This window comes from Streptomyces regalis (assembly GCF_001509475.1).
GTDB lineage: Bacteria > Actinomycetota > Actinomycetes > Streptomycetales > Streptomycetaceae > Streptomyces > Streptomyces regalis.
On sequence record NZ_LLZG01000299.1, the window covers coordinates 33346 to 50801 of the forward strand.

At 69.9% G+C, this 17456-nt stretch carries 15 protein-coding genes and 1 pseudogene; 8 read left to right on the forward strand and 8 right to left on the reverse strand.

The features are described 5' to 3' along the window. Window positions 1-26 precede the first annotated feature (26 nt). A complete protein-coding gene (locus tag ADL12_RS26755) occupies window positions 27-779 on the reverse strand; it encodes an SDR family oxidoreductase (RefSeq protein ID WP_062706057.1) in 753 nt (250 codons plus the stop codon). A gap of 97 nt (window positions 780-876) precedes the next feature. On the opposite strand from ADL12_RS26755, the gene ADL12_RS26760 reads away from it, so the two are divergent. Both ADL12_RS26760 and ADL12_RS26765 read left to right on the forward strand, forming a co-directional pair. Beyond that, window positions 877-1530 carry a TetR/AcrR family transcriptional regulator gene (locus tag ADL12_RS26760; RefSeq protein ID WP_062706060.1) on the forward strand — a complete coding sequence of 218 codons (654 nt, stop codon included), beginning with the start codon at window positions 877-879 and terminating at the stop codon, window positions 1528-1530. Window positions 1531-1953: 423 nt separating this feature from the next. Next, window positions 1954-3420 (forward strand): sensor histidine kinase, encoded by a 1467-nt coding sequence (locus tag ADL12_RS26765; protein WP_062706159.1) that lies wholly within the window; start codon window positions 1954-1956, stop codon window positions 3418-3420. A 238-nt stretch (window positions 3421-3658) separates the two neighbouring features. On the opposite strand, the gene ADL12_RS26770 is transcribed toward ADL12_RS26765, so the two are convergent. Beyond that, window positions 3659-3916, reverse strand: a complete 258-nt coding sequence (locus ADL12_RS26770) for a WhiB family transcriptional regulator (protein WP_006142322.1) — start codon at window positions 3914-3916, stop codon at window positions 3659-3661. Between the two features lie 319 nt (window positions 3917-4235). Beyond that, window positions 4236-5204 carry a diacylglycerol/lipid kinase family protein gene (locus ADL12_RS26775; RefSeq protein WP_062706062.1) on the reverse strand — a complete coding sequence of 323 codons (969 nt, stop codon included), beginning with the start codon at window positions 5202-5204 and terminating at the stop codon, window positions 4236-4238. Window positions 5205-5531: 327 nt separating this feature from the next. Between ADL12_RS26775 and ADL12_RS26780 the strand changes: the two genes are divergently transcribed. Next, entirely contained in the window at window positions 5532-5978 is a 447-nt protein-coding gene (locus ADL12_RS26780; protein WP_062706065.1) for a hypothetical protein, read from the forward strand. A 21-nt stretch (window positions 5979-5999) separates the two neighbouring features. Here ADL12_RS26780 and ADL12_RS26785 read toward each other — a convergent pair whose 3' ends face one another. The 3 genes from ADL12_RS26785 to ADL12_RS26795 all read right to left on the reverse strand — a co-directional run bounded on the left by ADL12_RS26785 (window position 6000) and on the right by ADL12_RS26795 (window position 8070). Beyond that, window positions 6000-7130 carry an RNA polymerase sigma factor SigF gene (locus ADL12_RS26785; RefSeq protein WP_079052302.1) on the reverse strand — a complete coding sequence of 377 codons (1131 nt, stop codon included), beginning with the start codon at window positions 7128-7130 and terminating at the stop codon, window positions 6000-6002. A 17-nt stretch (window positions 7131-7147) separates the two neighbouring features. Beyond that, entirely contained in the window at window positions 7148-7561 is a 414-nt protein-coding gene (locus tag ADL12_RS26790; protein WP_004925829.1) for an ATP-binding protein, read from the reverse strand. A 248-nt stretch (window positions 7562-7809) separates the two neighbouring features. Continuing rightward, the gene (locus ADL12_RS26795) at window positions 7810-8070 is read right to left on the reverse strand and encodes a UBP-type zinc finger domain-containing protein (RefSeq protein WP_062706071.1); all 261 of its coding nucleotides are present in this window, start codon (window positions 8068-8070) and stop codon (window positions 7810-7812) included. A gap of 184 nt (window positions 8071-8254) precedes the next feature. Between ADL12_RS26795 and ADL12_RS26800 the strand changes: the two genes are divergently transcribed. The 3 genes from ADL12_RS26800 to ADL12_RS58145 all read left to right on the forward strand — a co-directional run bounded on the left by ADL12_RS26800 (window position 8255) and on the right by ADL12_RS58145 (window position 12858). Beyond that, entirely contained in the window at window positions 8255-9850 is a 1596-nt protein-coding gene (locus ADL12_RS26800; RefSeq protein WP_062706075.1) for a Na+/H+ antiporter, read from the forward strand. Window positions 9851-9949: 99 nt separating this feature from the next. Beyond that, the gene (fxsT, locus tag ADL12_RS58140; protein WP_341846381.1) at window positions 9950-11422 is read left to right on the forward strand and encodes an FxSxx-COOH system tetratricopeptide repeat protein; all 1473 of its coding nucleotides are present in this window, start codon (window positions 9950-9952) and stop codon (window positions 11420-11422) included. A gap of 206 nt (window positions 11423-11628) precedes the next feature. After that, window positions 11629-12858, forward strand: coding sequence for a tetratricopeptide repeat protein (locus ADL12_RS58145; protein WP_341846382.1), 1230 nt, complete (start codon window positions 11629-11631; stop codon window positions 12856-12858). On the opposite strand, the gene ADL12_RS26810 is transcribed toward ADL12_RS58145, so the two are convergent. Continuing rightward, complete coding sequence (locus ADL12_RS26810) at window positions 12859-13794, reverse strand: 1-aminocyclopropane-1-carboxylate deaminase/D-cysteine desulfhydrase (protein WP_062706078.1); 936 nt, start codon at window positions 13792-13794, stop codon at window positions 12859-12861. 13 nt (window positions 13795-13807) lie between these two features. Then, a pseudogene (locus ADL12_RS26815) lies at window positions 13808-14390 on the reverse strand (N-acetylmuramoyl-L-alanine amidase). A 316-nt stretch (window positions 14391-14706) separates the two neighbouring features. On the opposite strand from ADL12_RS26815, the gene ADL12_RS26820 reads away from it, so the two are divergent. Next, window positions 14707-16113 (forward strand): family 2B encapsulin nanocompartment shell protein, encoded by a 1407-nt coding sequence (locus ADL12_RS26820; RefSeq protein ID WP_062706080.1) that lies wholly within the window; start codon window positions 14707-14709, stop codon window positions 16111-16113. 153 nt (window positions 16114-16266) lie between these two features. After that, window positions 16267-17394 carry a family 2 encapsulin nanocompartment cargo protein polyprenyl transferase gene (locus ADL12_RS26825; protein WP_425265154.1) on the forward strand — a complete coding sequence of 376 codons (1128 nt, stop codon included), beginning with the start codon at window positions 16267-16269 and terminating at the stop codon, window positions 17392-17394. The last annotated feature ends 62 nt before the right edge of the window (window positions 17395-17456 follow it).

Sequence of the window (17456 nt, forward strand, 5' to 3'; positions counted from 1 at the left end):
AACCCGGACCGCTCCCGGAGGGGTTGCTAGGTCAGCGAGCCCCCCGTCGCGTCCACCCAGCTCCCCGTCACCCACCTCCCCGCGTCCGACGCCAGAAAGGCCACCACGTCCGCCACATCGGCCGGCGCCCCCACCCGGCCCAGCGCCGATATCGCCTCGGCCTGGGCCCACCCGTCCTCGGTGCCGTGCAGGAACTCGGCGGTGTTGTCCGTGTCGATGATCCCCGGCGCCACCGAGTTCACGGTGATTCCGCGAGGGCCCAGCACCTTGGACAGGTCCCGGGTGAAGACGTCGAGCGCCCCCTTGGTCATGGCGTACGCCATCTTGTCCGGCATCACCGCGGTGCGTGCCAGTCCCGAGGAGATGTTGATGACCCGGCCGCCGTCCCGCAGTCGGCCGAGGCCGTGCTTGACGATGAAGTGGGGCGCCTTCACGTTCACCGCGAAGACCCTGTCGTACTCCTCCTCGTCGATCTGCCCGAGCGCCGACGACGTGCCGATCCCCGCGTTGTTGACGAGGATGTCCAGCCCGTCCGCATGCCGGTCGAACTCCTCCCACAGGGCCTCGGCGTCTCCCGGCGCTCCCAGCTCGACGCCGATCGTGAACGCCGAGCCGCCCGCCGCCTCGATCGCGGCGACCGTCTCCTTCGCCGCCGCCTCGTTCCGGCCGTAGTGCACGCCCACTCGGGCCCCGTCGTGCCCCAGCCGCTCGGCGATTCCTCGCCCGATCCCCCTGCTCGCCCCCGTGACCAGAGCCGTCCTGCCCGCAAGCGCACCCATGCCGGCGCCCCCTTCACATTTCTCTAGCGGTCGCTACAAAAATGACCGTAGACCACCCCGCCGACATTTGTCTAGCGTCCGCTATAAAATGCACCCCATGGTGAGCAACAAGGTGAGCAGCAAGGAGAGCGAGGAGACCGGGGCGAAGGCCCGCCCGGCGGCCAAACCCCGCGGCCGCCCACGCTCCTTCGACCGCGAGACGGCGCTGGAGAAGGCGATCCTCGCGTTCTGGGAGCACGGCTACGAGGCGACCTCCGTCTCCGATCTCACGCGCGTCATGGACATCGGCGCCCCCAGCCTGTACTCCGCCTTCGGTGACAAGCAGTCGCTCTTCGAAGAGGTCGTCCGCGAGTACGGCGTGCGCTACGGCTCCTTCGCCGATCGAGCCCTCGCCGAGGAGTCCACAGCCTGCGCCGCCGTGGCGCGGATGCTGCGCGAGGCCGCCGCGGAGTACACCGATCCGGCCCACCCGTACGGCTGTCTCGTCGTGCATGCGGCGACCAACTGCTCGACGCCCGAGGTGGAGCAGTCGCTGCGGGGCCGGCGCAACGCCAGCATCGCCGCCATCCGGAGCCGTATAGAAGCGGACATCGCCACAGGCGCACTCCCGCCCGACATCGACGCCGCCGCGCTCGCCCGGCACGCCGGCGCGATGATCCAGGGCATGTCACAACAGGCGCGCGACGGGGCGAGCCGGGAGGAACTGGAGGCGCTCGCGGAAATTGCCATGGCCAACTGGCCCCGCACATGAACCCACACGGGTTAGGCTGCGTGGTGGATACCAGGGCGTCCTAGTGGTTCTCCAACTGGTCCGGCGCCCGCAAGGAAAGCGCCAACAATAAACAGCCTCCAACGCATGGACACACCGGAGTGGTCTAGTCCACAATGCGAAGGAGTGCGTAGGAGAAGAACGCACCGACTTCCGTCTTCCCCGCACAGGAAGACGGACCGAGGAACCGGAGCTCTCTGCCCTGACTGCCCCGGCTCCTCATCCTTCGGCCGACTGGGACCGCACACCCCACGGCCGATGTTGCTCCGGGCTGCGGTGCCGGGAGGGTTGAGGGTCCCTCCCAGGCGCCGCGGCCCGCGGGTGTTTCCGGCCCCCGCAGCCCGTTGAAGTGGCTGATTTCGAGTCATGTCCGTACCGCCAGGTACGCTCGGCCACGTGCCCTCCATGAACGAACTCGTACGCCAGCACACAGCCCTCGACGACTCCGACCTCGAGTGGCTCCACCTGCTGGTCTCGGAGTGGCAGCTGCTCTCCGACCTCTCCTTCGCCGACCTCGTCCTGTGGGTCCCCACCAGCGACGGCACCCGCTATGTCTCCGTCGCGCAGATGCGGCCCAACACCGGCCCGACCTCGTACCAGGACGACATGGTCGGCCACCTCGTCCCGCGCGGCCGCCGCCCGATGCTGGACGCCGCGCTCGACGAGGGCCGGATCGTGCGGGAGGGCGACCCCGAGTGGCGCGAGGAGGTGCCGGTCCGCGTCGAGTCCATTCCCGTACGACGCGAAGGGCGCGTCCTGGGTGTCATCGCGCGCAACACCAACCTGCTGACCGTGCGCACCCCGAGCCGCCTGGAGCTGACCTACCTCCAGAGCGCCTCCGACCTCGCGCAGATGATCGCGGCCGGCGCGTTCCCGTTCGCCAACCAGCAGGTCGACATGGACGCCTCGCCGCGCGTCGGCGACGGCCTGATCCGCGTCGACGCCGACGGCATCGTCCAGTACGCCTCTCCGAACGCGCTCTCCGCCTACCACCGTCTCGGCCTCGCCGCCGACCTCGTCGGCCACCACCTGGGCAAGACCACCGCCGAACTCGCCCCGACCCACGGCCCGGTGGACGAGGCGCTGGCCAAGGTCGCCAGCGGCTGGGCGCCCCGCGAGTTCGAGATCGAGTCGGGCGACGGTGTCATCCAGTTCCGGGCGATCCCCCTCAAACCCAAGGGCACCCGCATCGGTTCGCTGGTCCTGCTCCGGGACGTCACCGAACTGCGCCGCCGCGAGCGCGAGTTGATCACCAAGGACGCCACCATCCGGGAGATCCACCACCGCGTCAAGAACAACCTCCAGACGGTGGCCGCCCTGCTCCGCCTCCAGGCCCGGCGCATCGAGTCCGACCGCGGCCGCGAAGCTCTCGAAGAGGCGGTACGCCGGGTCGGGTCGATCGCGATCGTGCACGAGACGCTCTCCCAGAACCTGGACGAGCGCGTGGAGTTCGACGAGATCGCCGACCGGGTGCTGGCGATGGTCGCCGAGATCTCGCCCGGCAAGGTCGCCGGCCGGCGCACCGGCCGCTTCGGCATCCTGGACGCCGAGGTCGCCACCCCGCTGTCGATGGTCCTGACCGAGATCCTCCAGAACGCCCTGGAGCACGGCTTCCGCGAGGGCGACACCGGCACGGTCGAGGTCTCGGCGGTCCGCGGCGGCACGACGAAGCAGGCCCGCCTCCTGGTCACCGTCCAGGACGACGGCGCGGGTCTGCCCGAGGGCTTCGACCCGCACACCGCGGGCAACCTCGGCCTGCAGATCGTACGGACGCTGGTGGAGGGCGAGTTGGGCGGCACGTTCGACATGGTTCCGGCGCCGGAGCGGGGGACTCGGGTGATCCTCGACATTCCGGTGCGGGCACACAAGTAGGGCCGGCCGACGGGCTGTTCGGGGACAGCTCCCCGAACAGCGGGGAGCCCCGGAACAGCGAACAGCTGGGAGTCCCGGAACAGCAAAGAGCCCCGGACCCGTAGGTCCAGGGCTAGTCGCTCGTTGCTGCTCTATTGCTAGGCGCACCGGGGGATACTGCGCGCTGCGGCTCGGGGGCGGGAGATGCGTACTCGCTGTACGCGCCGCCAAGCTCAGGCTGTTTGCGGGGCGGGTGTTGTCAGGCGGATGCCTGACGGGCCCGGTTGCGGGCGGCACGGCGCTTCATGGCGCGACGCTCGTCCTCGCTGAGACCACCCCAGACGCCGGAGTCCTGGCCGGACTCGAGCGCCCACTGCAGACACTGATCCATAACGGGGCAGCGACGGCAGACGGCCTTGGCTTCCTCGATCTGCAGCAGCGCAGGACCGGTGTTGCCGATGGGGAAGAAGAGCTCGGGGTCTTCCTCGCGGCAAACGGCGTTGTGACGCCAGTCCATGGCTGCTACCTCTCCTTGTGTATTACGTGCAAGTTGCTTGTGAATGTGAACGCTTTCACGAATCCCTCAACAAGTGAAGGGCCGACCGTCAGGTTCCCTGACGAGGTCCTGTGATGTGAAGAGGGGTTCCGGTGATCTGTGGAGCCGGTGTTGCGGGCTGTCCCGATCGCCACGTAGAGACTCGCAAACCTCAGCGACGGATACAACCCCTTCCGGAAAGTTTTTTTTGATTCCTCGGTGTCGACTAGGTCACAGCCGTACTTCCATGGGGTGGATCCTGGCCTAAACGTTCGAGTGAAAGGACTTTAGCCCGTTCCGCTCACACAATCACACGCAGTGCACGGCGTACGCCTGTGAACGTCACGCTCGTACGCAGCCCGAGGTGGTCGCCGTCCATCTGGAGGGGGAGCGGGGCCTTCGAATGCAAGGTGAACTGGTCCAGGTCGTGGAGCGTGACGGCATGCCTGCCATGGGGTCCGCGCCCGGGGGACGAAGTGAGCAACTGCGTCGCATACCGGGCAACCGCGACCGTGGACATGCGGCTGAGACCGAGTACGTCGAGCCCCGTATCGAACGAGGCCTTAGGCGCCGCGTACACCGGACGATTGCCTAGATACGTCCACGGAGCGGTGTTGCAGATTATGGACAGCACCAAATCGGTCACCGGGTCCTCGCCCGGGCGCTCCAGGGTGATCGCGCCGTGTCGGCGGTGGGGTTCGCCGAGGAATTGGCGCATGGCCTGGCGGAGGTAGAGAGCGTGTGTGGATTTCCTGCCCCGTTCGCGCTGCTGCTCCACGCGGCCCACCACGCCGGCGTCGAAGCCGAGTCCCGCGTTGAAGAGGAACCAGCGGGACGGGACCCCTTCGTCCTCCGTGCCCGGGGTGCCGGAGGTCAGGCCGAGCCCGACCGTGCGTTCGCTGCCGTCGCGCAGGGCGTCCAGGAGGGCGCCGGTCGCTTCCACGGGGTCGTTCGGCAGGCCCAGTGCGCGGGCGAAGACATTGGTGGAGCCGCCGGGGACCACGGCCACGCCGGGGAGATGCTCCGGGTTCGGGCCGGCGTGCAGGAGGCCGTTGACGACCTCGTTCACGGTGCCGTCGCCGCCGAGGGCCACGACCAGGTCGACGTCGTCGCTCTCCGCCGCCTGCCGGCCCAGGTCGCGCGCGTGGCCGCGGTACTCGGTGGTGACCGCCTCGAGCTTCATCTCGCTGGCGAGCGCATGGATCAGGACATCGCGCGTACGTGCGCTTGTGGTGGTTGCTGCCGGATTGACCACGAGAAGTGCACGCATGAGTTGCAGCGTACCTACTGGGGGGTACCGGGCACAGGGCGAGGTAGGGATCAAGTAAGACATCGGGCGTGAGTCTCGACACGGGGGACTCCGTCGGTCGGGCCGCGTGTATTGATGCCGTCCGCTGTGAAGGTGACCGGCGTCAGCGCCGGCCCCTGCTGGGGGCTGCCGCCCCCAGACCCCCGCTTCGGCCCTGAACGGGCCTCGTCCTCAAACTCCCCTAGAGGGGGGCACCCCCGGACGGGCTGGAATGCGCGGGTCGGCGTGGAGGGGTGCGGGGCCCCCGTGGCTGCCGAGGGGGATATTGCGGAGGGCTACCCTTCAGGGGTGACCAAGGAGCAGACCCCCACCACCCCGGAAACCGCCGGTCCGCGCCCGCGGCGGCTGACGTATGCGGCGGCTCTCACCGCGCTGGAAGGGCTGGGGCTCGCCGTCGGGGGCGGCTGGGTGATGGTGCTGGGGCTTGCCGGGGATCCGGACGACCGGCAGCAGGCTGTCACTCTCGGCGTGACGCTGATCGTTCTCGCTCTGCTGCCGTTGCTCGCCGCGCGGGGTCTGTTCGCGCAGCGCAGCTGGAGTCGAGGGCCGTCCGTCATCACGCAGATCCTGGCGCTGCCGGTGGCCTACAGCCTGCTGCAGGCCGACAGCATCGCCATCCCGGCGGGGATCGCGATCGCCGTGGTCGCGATCGCCACGCTCGTGCTCCTGGTCAATCCGGCGACCACCGAGGCCCTCGGGATCCGGGGACCCGGCAGCGCACCGGATCAGAAGTAGCCGACGGCTCTCAGCCGACCGTCACTCCTCCACCAGCAACTTCTCCCGCAGCTGAGCCAGTGTGCGCGCCAGCAGTCGGGACACGTGCATCTGGGAGATCCCGACCTCCTGCGCGATCTGCGACTGGGTCATGTTGCCGAAGAACCGCAGCAGCAGGATCCGCTTCTCGCGCGGCGGGAGGTCTTCCAGTAGCGGCTTCAGCGACTCCCGGTACTCGACGCCCTCCAGCGCCTCGTCCTCCGCGCCCAGCGTGTCCGCGACCGCAGGGGACTCGTCGTCCGTGTCGGGGACGTCCAGGGAGAGCGTGGAGTACGCGTTGGCGGACTCCAGGCCCTCCAGGACCTCCTCCTCCGAGATCGCCAGCTTCTCGGCGAGTTCGTGGACGGTGGGGGAGCGGCCGTGCTGCTGGGACAGCTCGGCCGTGGCCGTCGTCAGGGCGAGGCGCAGCTCCTGGAGGCGCCGCGGCACCCGCACCGCCCAGCCCTTGTCGCGGAAGTGCCGCTTGATCTCGCCGACGACCGTCGGGGTCGCGTAGGTCGAGAACTCGACGCCGCGGTCCGGGTCGAAGCGGTCGACCGACTTGATCAGGCCGATGGTGGCGACCTGGGTGAGGTCGTCCAGCGGCTCGCCGCGGTTGCGGAAGCGGCGCGCGAGGTGCTCGACGAGCGGCAGATGCATACGGACCAGCTTGTTGCGCAGCTCCGCGTACTCGGGGCTGCCGTCCTGCAGCTTGCGCAGCTCGACGAACATGGCGCGCGCCCCGCTGCGGTCCTGAGGGTCGTGCTGGGTGGCCTGCACACTGTGCGCGCCCATCGCCTCGTCCTCGGCGTTTCGCTCGTGCTCGCTCATCGTCCCGCCCGTTGCCCTCTCCCGAGCCCTCGCCTCCACGCGGACGGGGGGAATCCCGGTCCCTCCGCCCGGAGGCGCGCTCTGCACGGCGCCTTCGTCATCCCGTCCGTCGGCCAGGAAGCCGGCCTCCACGGAGTCGTCCTCCGGGTGCGGCCGGGCCTGCTCGGGGATGCCGTCGATGCCGTCCGCCATGCGTCGGGAACCGCTCGGACCGCTCGGGCCCACCCCCAGGCTCTCGGCTCCGTCCGAGCAGGGGGCAGCGCCGTCCGGCAGCTCTCGTGTGCCGCGCTCTTCGTCCCGCACCGGCCCGTCCCCGTTCCTCACGCCGGCCCGGGTCCCGCGCCGCGCTGTTTGTAGAGGCTGATCGAAACGGTTTTGTCCTCGTCCACGGCGGAGGAGACCTTGCCCGCGAGGGCGGACAGCACGGTCCAGGCGAAGGTGTCCCTGGAGGGAGCGTGGCCGTCCGTGGTCGGGGCCGAGACGGTGACCTCGAGCGAGTCGTCCACGAGCCGGAACACACAGCTGAGTACCGAGCCGGGCACGGCCTGCTGGAGCAGGATCGCGCATGCCTCGTCCACCGCGATGCGCAGGTCCTCGATCTCGTCGAGGGTGAAGTCCAAACGGGCCGCGAGGCCGGCAGTGGCCGTACGCAGCACCGACAGGTAGGCACCCGCGGCCGGCAGCCGGACTTCCACGAAGTCCTGGGTCGCGGGCTCGCCTGCGATCTGGGACACCCTCACCTCCAAGGTGGTACAAGCTTCTCGGGGCCGAGGGTCGCCCCCCGGGGTAACGCGATGTGTGGTTCAGCGGTGACGCTATCGCGCTCTGAACTTTCCTGTCCCCAGGACCCAACCCCTTGCCGTCACTCACAGTAAACCTGTGGATACGCTCCGTGTCTAGGGGTCTGCGGCTCCAATTGGGAAGAGCGCGCGCCGGGTTGACGTACCCAGACGTCAGACGGTCGAACCGTCCGGATCCAGGGTCACACGAGTACGTGGTCGACGAAGCACCAACGCCATTCCTCGCCCGGCTCGAACGTCCGCATCACCGGGTGACCGGACTCCTTGTGGTGTTCTGTCGCATGTCTCCCCGGCGAGGAGTCGCAGCAGCCGACATGCCCGCAGCTGAGACAGAGCCGCAGTTGTACGGGGTGCATGCCGTCCGCCAGGCACTCCGGGCACGTCTCGTTCAGCGGCACGGGTTCCGGGTGCGGCAGCGCGTCGGCGTGCGTGCACTGTTTCATGATTGCCAGGTTACGACGGCCGCGAGGATGGCCGCGCGGAAAAACGAGGGCGGGCGTACGGCGATGATCAAGTGCGGTCCACGGCGGATGATCGGGGGCGGGCGCAGACCATGAGCGAGCGCATCCGGAAGACGGCGGCACACGCGCGCGTGGCCGGCAGGACGGGCGAGGGCGGGCGAGAAGCATGGACGTGATGCCGCTGCTGTTGCTGGTGGCGGGCAGTGCCGCGGTGGCCGCGGGCGCCCGCTGGTCCCCGGTGCCGGCGCCGCTGCTGCTCGTCGCCGCCGGGCTTACGGTGTCATACGTGCCGGGCGTCCCCGAGTACACCCTCGACCCGCACATCGTCCTGCCGCTGGTGCTGCCCCCGCTGCTGCACAGCGCGGCGACGGACAGTTCGTATCTCGATCTGCGGGCCCAGATGCGGCCCGTGATGCTGCTGTCGGTGGGGTACGTGCTCTTCGCGACCTTCACCGTCGGCTGGGCCGCGTATCTCCTCGTGCCGGATCTGCCGCTGACGGCGGCGCTCGTGCTGGGCGCGGTGGTGGCGCCGCCGGACGCGGTCGCGGCGACCGCGGTCGCGCGCCGGGTGGGGCTGCCGTCCCGGATCACCACGATCCTGCAGGGCGAGTCCCTGGTGAACGACGCCACCGCGATCACCGCCTACCGCGTGGCGCTCGCGGCCGCCGTAGGAGAGGGCGCCACCTGGGCCGGCGGCATCGGCGAGTTCCTGCTCGCGGCGCTCGGCGGCATCGGCATAGGGCTTGTGCTGATGGTGCCGATCCACTGGCTGCGCACGCATGTGAAGGAGGCGCTGCTGCAGAACACGCTCTCGCTGCTCATCCCGTTCGTCGCGTACGCGGCCGCCGAGCAGGTGCACGCCTCCGGGGTGCTGGCGGTCGTGGTCGTCGCGCTGTACCTGGGGCACCGCGCGTGGGAGGTCGACTTCGCCACCCGGCTCCAGGAGGAGGCGGTGTGGAAGATGGTCGCGTTCGTGCTGGAGTCGGCGGTGTTCGCGCTCATCGGACTGCAGCTGCCGGTGGTCCTCAGGGGTCTCGGGGAGTACGAGGGCGGACGCGCGGCCTGGTACGCGGTCGCCGTCTTCGTCGTGGTCGTCGTCTCGCGGTTCGTGTGGGTGTATCCGGCGACCTTCCTGCCTCGCATGATGTCGGCGCGGATCCGGGGGCGTGAGGACAACCCGACCTGGAAGGGGCCGTTCATCGTCGCGTGGGCCGGGATGCGGGGCGTGGTCTCGCTGGCCATCGCCTTCTCGATCCCGCTCACGGTGCACGGGGGCGAGGCCTTCCCCGAGCGCAACCTCATCCTCTTCCTGACCTTCACGACGGTCATCGGCACGCTGGTCGTCCAGGGCGTGACGCTGCCGCCCCTGATCCGGCTCCTGAAACTTCCCGGCCGGGACGCACAGGCCGAGACCCTCGCCGAGGCGAACGCCCAGGCGCAGGCCTCCCGTGCCGCCGAGCTACGCCTGGAGGAACTCCTCGCCGACGAACGCAACGCGCTCCCGGCCCCACTGGCCGACCGCCTGCGAGCCGTCCTGGAAAGGCGCCGCAACTCCGTCTGGGAACGGCTGGGCCAGGCCAATCCGGTCACCGGAGAGTCCGTCGACGACACCTACCGGCGCCTGTCCCGGGAGGTGATCGGCACCGAGCGCACGGTGTTCGTGAAGCTGCGGGACGGTCGCCATATCGACGACGAGATGCTGCGGACGCTGCTGCGCAGACTCGATCTGGAGGAGGCGGCGGCCTATCGGGAGGCGGGGTGAGCGGCCGGGCGGCGGGGTGCGCATTTCCCTACCCGCGTGCGCTTCTGACGGTGGATCATAGGAGGGACACGATCGGCACTGGGTGACTCGGGGGGCTCGATGGCCGGCACCTCACAGCGGTTCTTCATCAGTTACGCGGGGGCGGACCGGCTGTGGGCCGAGTGGGTGGGGTGGCACCTCGAGCGGGATGGTCACCTTGTCGAGCTCGACATATGGGACTGGCGGACCGGGGACGACTTCGTCAAGCGGATGGACGAGGGGCTGGAGAAGGCCGACGCCGTCGTGGCTCTGCTCTCCAAGTCGTACTTCGAGGACGGGCGTTGGACCGAGGAGGAGCGGTCCGCGGTCGTCGCCCGTCGGGACCGGGTCCTTCCGCTCGCGGTGGAACCGCTGACCAACAACGACGTCGATCCCATGTTCGCCGCGAAGGTACGCACGAACCTGCACGGCCTGGACGAGGCCGCGGCCATCGAGGCATTGCGGGCCGCGGTGAGCGGGGAGGGGCGGCCGACCGAGCGTCCGGCGTTTCCGGGGAGCTGTCCCGAGGCGCCGGACGGATCTGCCGGGCCCGCGGCGCCCTCGGTGCCCGAGGGGCCCAGGCCGGCGCTGCCCGGCGGCACCGATGAGCCCGAGGTGTGGAACGTACGCCGCCGCAACCACGACTTCTCCGGGCGCGAGGCCCAGATGGTCGAGCTCAGGGACGGTCTGCTCAGCGGGCGGCAGTCCGTCGTGTACGCGCTGCACGGGATGGGCGGGATCGGTAAGACGCAGATCGCCCTGGAGTACGCCCACCGGTTCGCCAGCCAGTACGACCTGGTGTGGTGGATCGACGCGGAGCAGAGCGACCAGATCCCGATCCACTACACGGAGCTGGCCGACCGGGTCGGCGTCGCTCTCGCCGAAGCCGGTGCCGAACACAATGCCCGGATGCTGCTGCAGCACCTGCGCACCCGGCCCCGGTGGCTGATCATCCTCGACAACGCGGAGGACCCGGACCAGATCGAGCCGTGGCTGCCCGAGGGCCCCGGACACGTCCTAATCACCTCACGCAACCCCAACTGGCGCCGCCTGGCCCGCCCGACGGCCCTCGACGTGTTCTCGCGGGCCGACTCGCTCGCGTACCTCCGGAGCCGGGTCTCGGGCATCTCCGACGAACAGGCGGACACTCTGGCCAGGGAGGTCGGTGATCTGCCGCTGGCTCTCGCGCAGGCCGCGGGCGTGATCGAGAACGGCACGACCGTCGACCTCTATCGGCGGCTCCTGAACGACAGCACGAGCCGGATCCTGCGCGAAGGCGGGGTCCCGGACTATCCGGTGCCCCTGGCCGCCGCGGTCGGCATCGCCGTCGAAGGCCTCGACGACAAGCACCCCGACGCCGCGGCCCTGCTCCGGCTCGCCGCGTTCCTCGGCCCGGAGCCGATCCCCACCGAGTGGCTGGTGACCGCGCGCCCCGGCTGTCCACGATCCCTGGCGATCCCGACGACCTGTTGTGGACGCGGGCCGCCCTCGAACCACTGCGCCGCTACGGCCTCGCCCGCATCGACGGCGAGACCCTCCAGATCCATCGCCTGACCCAGGCCGTGCTCCGCGATCAGGCCGATCCGGCGCAGGCCGAGGCGATACACGACGACGCGGCGGCCGTCCTCGCAGCCGTCGAGCCAGGAGATCCCGAACCGCCGGCCAACTGGCCCACCTGGGCGAGCCTGACTTCGCACCTCTGGTCGCAGCACATCGACATCACTCACCGGCCCGAGCTGCGTCCGGTGCTCCGCAATGCCGTGCATTTCCTGATCCGCAGTGCCCAACCGCGGACCGCCGTAGAACTTGCCACGACCCTGCGAGGGGCGTGGACCGCGCAATCGGGTCCTGACCACCCCGATGTTCTGACCTGTACTCAGTATCTCGGCCACGCGACATCGGACCTGGGCGACATCCGGGGGGCCCGACCGATCATCGAGGACGCGTTCGCACGTCGGCGTCGAACGCTGGGGGACGACCACCCCGACACACTGCAGTCCGCCAACGACTTCGCCGCGATTCTCTCCTCGCTGGGTGAGTATCGGGAGTCACGGCGCGTCCACGAGGAGACTCTGGCCCGTCGGCGCCGTGTTCTCGGTGACGAGTCTCCCAAGACCCTTGAGTCCGCCGGCAATCTGGCCGCGGCCCTGGCTGCACTGGATGAGTTCGTCGCATCGCGCGACATGAGCGAGGACACCCTGGCACGCCTCCGACGGGTTCTCGGCGATGGCCACCCCGACACGCTCCGGACTGCCCTGAATCTTGCCGAATCCCTTCGCGCACTCGGCGACGTGACCGGGGCCCGCCGCCTGCACGAGGAGACCCGGGCCCGATGCCGGAGCACGCTCGGCGATGACCACCCTCTGACTCTCGATGCTGTTCAGCGCCTTGCTGCCACCCTGAACAAGCTGGGTAAACGCCGCGAGGCTCGCAGCATGCTCGAGGACGTCCTCTCCCGGCGTCGCCGGGCCTCCGGCGGCGATCATCCAGAAACCTTCGAGGCCGCGTATACCCTCGCCACCGCCCTGAACGCGGTGCATGAATACGAAGCAGCCCATCGCGTGCTCGTCGACGTTGTCGACCAGCAGCGTCGTGTCCTGGGTCCGGATCACCCTGATACGTTGCATTCCGCCGGCGTTCTCAGCGCCGCCTTGCACGGGTTGCGTGACTACGAAGAAGCCCGTCGCCTGCTCGAGGATGTTGTCGCCCGGCGTCGCCGCATCCTCGGTGAGGACCACCACGAGACCCTCATGTCGGCTCACAACCTCGGCGTCACCCTGTGCAAGCTGCGTTCCTTCGAGGCGGGCACGAAGTTGCTGGAAGACGTGCGTGCCCGTCAGCGCCGCGTCCTCGGTGACGACCACGAAGACACCCAGGCCACTACCCAATCCCTCGCCGCGATCTACAGGGACATGGGGCTCCATCGCAAAGCGCAGAAACTGACGGCGATGAAAACGACAAAGCGCCGCTTCACCAGAAAGTCCCGCTAGTCACCCGCCGAACGGCGCTCCGGTCACCACGGCAACCACCACGCCCCCCGCCTCGAACACCCCTTCCTCCACCAACACCACGAGCCCATACAGCAATTTGGCGACATAGAGACGCTCCACCGGTACCCCATGCCGTTCCTCGAAGTCCTCCGCGAAGGCGTCGAGCTCGGGCGTGCTACGGGCGTACCCCCCGAAATGGAACCGCTCGTCCAGCCACCAGTCGCCGCGCGGCCCGCCGAACGCCTCGGCCTGCAGGCCCCGTACGTCGTCGCCGAGGAAGCCGCCCTTGAGGACGGGGATGCCGAGGGCCCGCTGACCGGGGCCCAGTCCGGCCGCCAGCCCCGCCAGCGTCCCGCCCGTACCGCACGCGATCGCGACCACGTCGGCCTGCCCCCGCAGCTCCTCGCCGAGGGCCCGGCACCCCCGTACGGCAAGGGCGTTGCTGCCGCCTTCCGGGACGACGTACGCCCCCTGCGCACCCGCCGCGCGCAGGATGGCCACACGCGTTTCGGGGTCGGTCTTGCGGCGGTACGTCGACCTGTCGACGAAATGCAGCCGCATACCGTCGGCCACGCACCGCGCGAGGGACGGATTCAGTGGCCGTTCGGCCAGTTCCTGACCGCGCACCACGCCGACCGTGGGCAGGCCGAGGAGCCGGCCCGCGGCGGCGGTGGCGCGCAGGTGGTTGGAGTAGGCGCCGCCGAAGGTGACGATCGGGCGACCGGCCGCGGCCGTCAGGTTCGGCGCGAGCTTGCGCCATTTGTTGCCGATCAGCTCAGGGTGGATCAGGTCGTCGCGCTTGAGGAGCAGACGGACACCGCGACGCGTGAACCGCTCGTCGGCCGCCTCCTGCAGGGGGGAGGGGAGCCGGGGACGGAGGGCGCTGAGGTCGGGGACGTCGGGGCTGGTCACCTGGCCATTGTCGCCCGGGCCCATGGCTACGGCTGCTCTACTTCAGCCGCTCCCGGATCCGCTCCCGCATCCAGGCCATCGTGAACCCCCGCGGATCCACCTTCCCGGGCTGCCACTCCGATCACCGACCGCTCCGTCCACCCGTGATGGCGGCAGACGGCCGCCGAGACCCGTTCGATCGCTTCCAGCTGGGGCTGCGGCCACGGATCCTGTCCGTCACCCAGGTTCTCGCACTCGAAGCCGTAGAAGTGGCGGTTGCCGTCGGTGTTGGCCTCGTTGTCGGGAGGCAGGGCCTTTTCCGCGATGACCGCGCGCAGTACGTCGTCGTCGCCGAGGCCGGCGTGGTTGGCGCGGCCGTAGCCGACGAGGTGGACCGTGCCGTCCTTGGTGATGACGCCGTGGCACAGCGGGCCCGGCAGCCCTTCGTAGCCGTTGCGGCAGAGTTCCACCGTGTGTGCGCTGCCCTTGGTCACGGTGTGGTGGATCATCACGCCGTGGACGGGGCCCCAAGGGCCTACGTGGTTGCGGTTGTGATGCTCCCAGTCGCCGACCTCGACGACCGTCGCGCCCTCCGCCCTGAGTCTCTCCAGGAATCTGCTCGCGGACATGGGTGTGGCCATGACCGCCTCCTTCGTGCCGTGCGTCGGCCGCCGTGCGCGGCCGCCTCGTATCGGTGACTTACCGAAAACGGGCAGACGGGACTCCTTGAATCGCACGGTGTGCGAGCCGTTTCGGACAAACGCCGTGGCGTGCGCGGGACGGCAGCCGTGCTGTCGCGAGTGGACAAGAGCCCTCTATTTGCCCAGTCGACCGTGATCCATTCCCGCTCTTTCGTGTAATAGCACCAGCACACTCAGTGGTGGAAGGCTCGGTCGTGCAGATCGCGATGCGTGGCGCCAGATCGGCGCCGGAGCATGACCGGGAGGGCAGTTCCTTATGTCGGTAGGCGAAGAGGTCCGCACGGAGCAGGACAAGCCGCAGCAGAGTCTCGGCACGGCGGCCGCGCGGAACCTGGCCACCACGACCAAGTCCGCACCCCAGATGCAGGAGATCAGCTCTCGCTGGCTGCTGCGCATGCTGCCATGGGTGAATGTGCAGGGCGGCACGTACCGGGTGAACCGGCGTCTGACCTACGCCGTGGGGGACGGCCGTATCACGTTCGTGAAGACCGGCGACCGGGTCGAGGTGATCCCCGCCGAGCTGACCGAACTGCCCGCGCTGCGGTCGTACGAGGACGAAGAGGTGCTCTCCGAGCTCGCCCAGCGCTGCCAGCAGCGGGAGTTCGCGGCGGGGAACGTGATCGCTTCGTTCGGCAGCCAGACCGACGAGGTGTACCTGCTGGCGCACGGCAGGGTGGAGAAGATCGGCACGGGTCCGTACGGGGAGGACGAGTCCCTGGGTGTCCTCGCCGACGGGGCCTACCTCGGCGAGCAGGCGCTGCTCGACGCGGACGCGATCTGGGAGTACACGGCCCGCGCGGTCACCGCGTGCACGGTGCTCGTCCTGTCCCGCCAGGATGCCGAGCTGGTCGCCGAGCGCGCCGACTCCCTGCGCGAGCACCTCGAACAGCTGCGGGCGATCCCCGGTCAGCGCACCAACAAGTACGGCGAGAAGGAGATCGACCTCGCCGCCGGCCACAGCGGCGAGCCCGACATCCCGCACACCTTCGTCGACTACGAGGCCAGGCCCCGTGAGTACGAACTGAGCGTCGCCCAGACCGTGCTGCGCATCCACACGCGCGTGGCCGACCTCTACAACCAGCCGATGAACCAGACCGAGCAGCAGCTCCGGCTGACCGTCGAGGCCCTGAAGGAGCGCCAGGAGCACGAACTCATCAACAACCGCGAGTTCGGGCTGCTCAACAACTGCGAGTACGACCAGCGGCTCCAGCCGCACGACGGCGTGCCCAGCCCCGACGACATGGACGAGCTGCTGTGCCGGCGGCGCGGCACCAAGCTGTTCCTCGCCCACCCGCGCGCCATCTCCGCGTTCGGGCGTGAGCTGAACAAGCGCGGGCTGGTCCCCGAGACCATCGAGATGGCCGGCAACCGCATCCCCACCTGGCGCGGGGTACCGATCTTCCCCTGCAACAAGATCCCGGTCACCGAGGCCCGGACGACCTCGATCATCGCCATGCGTACCGGCGAGGCGGACCAGGGCGTCATCGGGCTGCAGCAGGCAGGCATCCCGGACGAGATCGAGCCGAGCCTGTCCTGCCGCTTCATGGGCATCAACGAACAGGCCATCATCAAGTACCTGGTGACGGCCTACTACTCGGCCGCGGTTCTGGTGCCGGACGCCCTCGGCGTGCTGGAGAACGTCGAGATCGGGCGCTGGCGGTGACCTTCCCCGCCCGGGCCCGTCCCGACCGGACTCCGGCCGCCCGTACGCCGTGTCCCGCGCACCCGGCGTGGGTACATCCTCGGGGTAGGCGCCCAGCCGTAGCGGAAGGGCCACCGTCCGCCGACTCTCCGAGGCGATGCCATGGGTGAGTTCATGACGGAGACGCAGCAGCGCCCTGCCGGGGCGCTGCCGTCCACCGAGACGCTCGAAAGGCACAGGCCGATCGCGACCGACATCGACGGCGGGCCGGGTCCGCTCGAAGGGCCCGAGGCGGTGGTGATCCTGGAGCGCGTCCGGGCGTCGGTCGACCCCGAACTGCGGGCCGCTCTCGAGTCGTTGCCGCCTTCCATGCGCCGGGTCGCGCTCTACCACTTCGGCTGGGAGCACCCGGACGGCACCCCGGCGGCGGGCAACGCGGGCAAGGCGATCCGTCCCGCCCTCGTCCTCACCGCGGCCGCAGCCTTCGGCGGACCGGCGGCGCGGGCGGCGGCCGTACGGGCCGCGGTGGCGGTGGAACTGGTGCACAACTTCACGCTGTTGCACGACGACGTGATGGACCGGGACACCCTGCGCCGGCACCGGCCCACCGCATGGACGGTGTTCGGCGACGCCGACGCGATCCTCGCCGGGGACGCCCTCCAGGCGCTGGCCCTGCGGCTGCTCGCCGAGGACCCGCACCCGGCGTCCACGGCCGCCGCCGCTCGCCTCGCGGCCTGTGTCATCGAGCTGTGCACCGGCCAGCACGCGGACACGGCGATGGAGAAGCGCGGCCCCGGCGACATCGGGCTCGACGAGGTGCTCGGCATGGCCGAGGCCAAGACCGGCGCCCTGCTGGGGTGCGCCTGTGCCATCGGTGCGCTGTACGCGGGTGCGCCGGAGGAGGACGTGACGGCGCTGGACGCGTTCGGCCGTGAGGCGGGGCTCGCCTTCCAGCTCATCGACGACGTGATCGGCATATGGGGCGACCCCGGCCACACCGGGAAACCGGCCGGCGCGGACCTCGCCGCCCGCAAGAAGTCCCTGCCGGTCGTCGCCGCGCTGACCTCCGGCGGCCCGGCGGCGGCGGAACTGGCCGCGCTGTACGAAATGCCGTACGACAAGGAGGACTTGCAGGCGACCGCCCTTGCCGTCGAACGAGCGGGTGGCCGTGACTGGGCGCAGGCTCAGGCCGCCGACCGGATGGCCCGCGCCATGCAGGAACTGGCCCGCGCGGTCCCCGAACCGGAGCAGGCGGGCGGACTGCTGGCTCTGGCGGAGTACGTGACGCGGCGCAGCAACTGAGGGCCCCGGCAGCCGAAGGCCGCATCGCTCGGCCGCGGCAGCCGGCGGTCGTCGAGACCCCG